The following is a 4,940-nucleotide window of genomic DNA, read 5'->3' on the forward strand; positions in this document are numbered from 1 at the left end:
GGGCCGGGGGCCGATGCGTTCGCCCCCGCAGGTGCGTCCGTACTCTCCCGCTCCGGCGAGCCGACGGCGGTGGACCCAGTGGACCCGGTGGACCCGGCGGGGACGCGTGGCCGTTCGGCCGGCGCCCGGGGCGCCCTGACACCCCGGACGAAGAGCGTCATCACCACTGCCAAGTACCCGACGTACGCGACGACTTGGAGCCAGGTCATGGTGGGGGTCAGATTCAGCACGCCCTGGACGAGGGTGGCGTACCAGGAACCGGCGTCGACGTGGCCGCTCAGGTCGACGGCGTACGCGGTGCGGCCCGGCAGCACCCGGCCCTCCTGGAGGTCGCGCAGGCCGTAGCCCAGCACACCGGCGGCGATCACGATCAGGACGGCGCCGGTCGCGGTGAAGAACCTGGTGAGGTTGATCTTCAGCACCCGGCGGTACAGGCCCCAGCACAGGCCGGCGGCGATGACCAGACCGATGCCGGCGCCGAGCATCGGCCCGGTGGACTCGCCCGCGGCGCGTGCCGTCGTCCACAGGAAGAGCGCGGTCTCCAGGCCCTCGCGGCCCACCGCGAGGAAGGAGGTGACCACCAGCATGCCCGAGCCCATGGCGAGCGCGGCGGTGACCTTCTCCCTGATCTCCCCGGACAGGTGCCGCGCGGAGCGGCGCATCCAGAAGACCATCGCCGTGACGAACGCGACGGCCAGGACGCTCAGCGTGCCGCCGAACGCCTCCTGCGCGGTGGCCGACAGGCCGGCGGCGGTGAAGGTGAGGACCGCGCCGAAACTCATCGCCAGGGCGATCGCGGCCAGCACACCCGTCCATACTTGTGGCAGCCGCGCTCTCGCGTCCGCGCGTACCAGGGTGGCGATCAGGATCGATATGATCAGGCCCGCCTCAAGTCCTTCTCGCAGCCCGATCAGAAAGCTCGGGAACGCGTCGTCCCACATGTGTCTCGCTCCTTGTAACGGACCGGTGGGTCCGACCGTTCTTAGCGAAGGCATACCTTAGTCAGAACCAGGCGCCGACGTCTACACGCCTGTAGTCGAGCGGGTCCCGCAGGGCCGCGGTAGGCAACGGGGCGACGGCGGGGCGTCCGATGCGGCGCTGCCCGCGAACAGCCGCTCTCCGATTCCGCCGCGTATTCACGGGCGCCACTCCAGGGATTCCGCGGCGCGGCACGCATGCGGTAGCCGACCGCTCTCTTTGCGTGATCGATCTTGCGGGCGGAGCGGCTGCGAGTGTTATTCAATGGGTGTGCGGTAGGGGATCTCGGGGCTTCTTCGCGCGAAGAAACTCGGTATGCCTCCGGTCGTGCGCCGGGGGTTGGCGAGCGAGCTGAGAGAGCCGTATGGACTCCACACCATCCCCCTCTTCTTCGTTGCCGTCGGACCAGGTCAGCCGTGCCCTGGCGGCGGTCGGCCCGGCCACTTCGCAGCGCGCGGATCAGCCCGGAAGCGCCGAGCATGTCAACGAAAGCCAGGAGCAGATACTCGGCGCCGTGGACCTGGACCAGGAGCTGAACATCACCCGCTGCAGCCTGCAGGCCCCCGCCTTCGAGGGGCTGACGATCGCCCCCGGCAGGCCGTTCGCCGATCTGCTGCCCCCCGGGGACATCCCGACGGTCACACGGCGGCTGCGGCAGGTGAGCGAGACGCGGGAGCCGCACGTCGCCCGGGTCCAGCGCCTGCTGCGGGACGACGGCACGGAACTGCTGGTCTCCATGAGCGTCCTGCCCGCCGCGGCGTCCCGCGACGGCCTGACCGTCTCCCTGATCGCCATGGCCAAGCGGCTGCACCTGTACGCCGCCGAGACCGCCATCGGGACCTCGCTCGACATCGGCGAGACCGCGCAGTCCCTGGCCCAGTCCCTGCTGACCTGGGCGGACGTCGCCGCGGTCGATCTCGACTACGCCGTGTGGACCGGCGAGGCCGTCACCGAGCAGCCGCCGGGGCGCATCCGGCTGCGGCGGGCGGCCCTGGTGCCCGACCGGGCGTGGCCGGACGGCTATCTGACCCCCGGCGACAACCTGCCCGGCGAAGCGAACCGCCTGCTGTCCATCGCGGCCAGGCGGGCGGACGTCGCGCGGCCCATCGTCATTCCCGACCGGAGGACGATCGAGCGGGCGCTCGGCGATCCGCGGCTGGTGCGGGCCCTGTTGCCCGGCGACCGGCCCGCGAGCCTGGCGTGCATACCGCTGGTCCTGGAGGGACCCGACGGCAGGCCGCCCATCGTGCTGGGCGTGGCGGAGATATGGCGCCGGCCGGACCGTCCCTTCCGGGACAGCGAACTGCTCGACCTCCAGGAACTGGCGTCCCGAACCGCCCACCACGTCGATCTGGCCCGCCAGCACCAGCGCGAGCACGCCCAGGTGCTGGCGCTGCAACGCCGGCTGCTGCCGCGCGCCGGGAGCGACACCATCGAGGTCGCCAGCGTCTACCAGCCCACCACCCCCGACAGCGCGGGCGTCGGCGGCGACTGGGTGAACAGCTTTCCGCTGCCGGGCGGCCGTACCGCGCTGGTGGTCGGCGACGTCGTCGGGCACGGCCTGGCGGCCGCGGCGGCCATGGGCCAGCTGAGCACGGAGGCCCGGGCGCTGCTGTCGGCCGGACTGGCGCCCGACGAGGTGCTGGAGCACCTGGACGAGACCGTCACGCTGCTGGACGACGCGGAGCCGGGCCTGACGGCCGGCTACAGCGCCCTCGGCTCGACCTGTTGCATCGCCGTGTACGACCCGGTCGGCCACCAGGTGGTGATGTCCAGCGCGGGCCACCTCCCGCCGGTGCTCGTCCTTCCCGACGGGACCGCCGAGATTCTCGCGGTGCCGCCCCACCCCGGCCTGGGCACCGAATTCGCCCTGCGGGAGCCGTTCGAGACGCACACGTTCGCCGCGCCCCCCGGGGCCTTGATCGCCCTCTACACCGACGGCCTGGTGGAGGACCCGGCGGTCTCGATCGACGAGGGCATCGACAGGCTGGCGGGCGCGGTGGGCAAGGTGCATCCGTGGGACGACCTGCAACAGGCCGCGCGGCGGCTGGTGGCCGAGCTCACCCCGCGCAGCCGCCTGCGCGACGACATGACCCTGCTGATCGCCCGCATGACCGGCCGTCGCAAGCGCGACGTCGCGACCTGGCGGCTGCCGGCCCGCGACGACGCCGCCGCCCAGGCCCGTGCCCTGGCCACCACGCGGCTGCGCCAGTGGCAGGCCAGGGACGAGACCCGGGACAACGCGCTGCTGCTGATCAGCGAGTTGGTGACCAACGCCGGCCGCTTCGCCACCGGACCCATCACCGTACGGCTGATCAAGGACGTTCGCGGCCTGCTGTGCGAAGTCGGCGACACCGGCAACGGCCGGCCCCGGCTGGGCCGCAAGGGGCTGCTCGACGACAGCGGCCGCGGCCTGTACGTCGTCCACAAGGTCACCACCAACTGGGGGGTGCGGTGGACCGAGACCGGCAAGGTCGTCTGGGCCGAACTCGCCTGGTAGCGCGGCCGGATGCCGCGAGAGGCGCGCAGCGTGCGGGTGGCAACGGAGGCACGAATCGGCACGGATCGGCGCGGGAGGTGCGCGGACGGCGCGGGAGGCGCGCTCGCGCTACAGCCATTCCCCTTCCACCGCCGTGGCCGTGAGTCCCGGCGCCGCCGCGTACAGCACGGTACGGCTGCCCGGCTGCTGGCCGGCGTCGTGCGCGCGCCGCAGGATGTCGAACACGGCCGCGCCGCCGCGGTTGCCGGTGGTGTAGCTGTCCCGGCTGTACTCCAGCATCCCGGCCGGCCACTCCTCGGGCATCGTCTGCTCCATGTACTCCAGCACCCGGGTCCCGCCGGGGTGCGCGAGCAGGAGGTCGGGATGCCAGGGGGAGGCGTCGTCCTGGTGGCGGCGACCCAGCCACTCCCACATCGCGGTGACCGTGTTCTGCACCGCGCGCGGCCCGCGCCGGTCCATCACGAAGTGCGTGCCGTCGGTGCGCGTGTCCAGCCGGTGCAGGCCCTGGGTGCCGGGCAGCGTGTGGTGCCAGGCGGCATCGAGCCGTAGCACCGACTCCGGCCGCCGGCGGCCGGTGACCACCGCGGCGACGGCGGTGTCCGCGAACAGCAGCCGGACGATCAGGGACTCCAGCGTGTCGTCCGCGGGCTGGTAGGTGGTGCTCAGCGCCTCCGAGATGACGACCAGCACCACGCGGTCGGGGTCCGCGGCCACCAGGTCGGCCGCCAGTGCGAGCGAGCGGGTCCCGGCGATGCACGCCCACTGCGCGGCCGGGAGGAGCAGCACGTCGTCGCGCAGCGGCAGCCGGTTGGCCAGCGAGACGTCGAGTCCCGGCAGTGCCGGGGTGGTGGAGTGACTGGTGATCAGGCAGTCGACGTCGGAGGCGTCAAGACCGGCGATCTGCAGGGCGCCGCGCGCCGCCCGCTCGCCGTACGCCTGCACGGCTTCCCAGGCCGGCGCGGTGCGCTCCTGCACGGTCTGCGGCGCCGGTATGGCTTCGAGCGCGGCGATCACCCGGTCCACGTCCTGCTCGCCGAACCCGTCACGGGCCAGCGCCTCCCGGGCCGGAGCGACCCCCGGGGTCCGCAGGCCGCCCTCGGCGCCGGGCGCGACGGCGGCGCTCAGCGGCAGCATCCACCCGCGGGAGGCGATCCCCGTGGAGTCCGCGATGCCGCCGATCCGCGACAGCCACGGTGCGTGGGGATGCCGTTCACGTACTTCGGCCAGGATCCGGCCGGTCTGCACGGCGTGCTCGCCGTGTATCACCGCGGGAGGACACAGATAAGCGGCCACAATACGCACCTTTCTTCGCAGGACGGTGAAATGCCGCGAAGCATATGGAATCGGTCACTTCGTCAGTGATGATCAATTAAGTGCCATTGCGCACCACTTCGGAAGTTATAACCCGAATTCCCATCAATGGGACCGTGGGAAAGCCCTTCTGTGGCCGACGCCACTGGGA

At 72.3% G+C, this 4,940-nt stretch carries 3 protein-coding genes; 1 reads left to right on the top strand and 2 read right to left on the bottom strand.

Annotated elements, in window-relative coordinates:
* Positions 1-941 (bottom strand): iron uptake transporter permease EfeU (gene efeU / locus AC13HU_RS32045; RefSeq protein WP_483045487.1); only part of this gene is annotated, 941 nt, incomplete at its 3' end.
* A gap of 401 nt (positions 942-1,342) precedes the next feature.
* Between efeU and AC13HU_RS32050 the strand changes: the two genes are divergently transcribed.
* The gene (locus tag AC13HU_RS32050) at positions 1,343-3,478 is read left to right on the top strand and encodes a SpoIIE family protein phosphatase (protein ID WP_483045488.1); all 2,136 of its coding nucleotides are present in this window, start codon (positions 1,343-1,345) and stop codon (positions 3,476-3,478) included.
* 108 nt (positions 3,479-3,586) lie between these two features.
* Here AC13HU_RS32050 and AC13HU_RS32055 read toward each other — a convergent pair whose 3' ends face one another.
* The gene (locus tag AC13HU_RS32055; protein ID WP_483045489.1) at positions 3,587-4,771 is read right to left on the bottom strand and encodes a beta-ketoacyl-[acyl-carrier-protein] synthase family protein; all 1,185 of its coding nucleotides are present in this window, start codon (positions 4,769-4,771) and stop codon (positions 3,587-3,589) included.
* Between the last annotated feature and the right edge of the window lie 169 nt (positions 4,772-4,940).

This window comes from Streptomyces sp. NH27 (assembly GCF_056859195.1).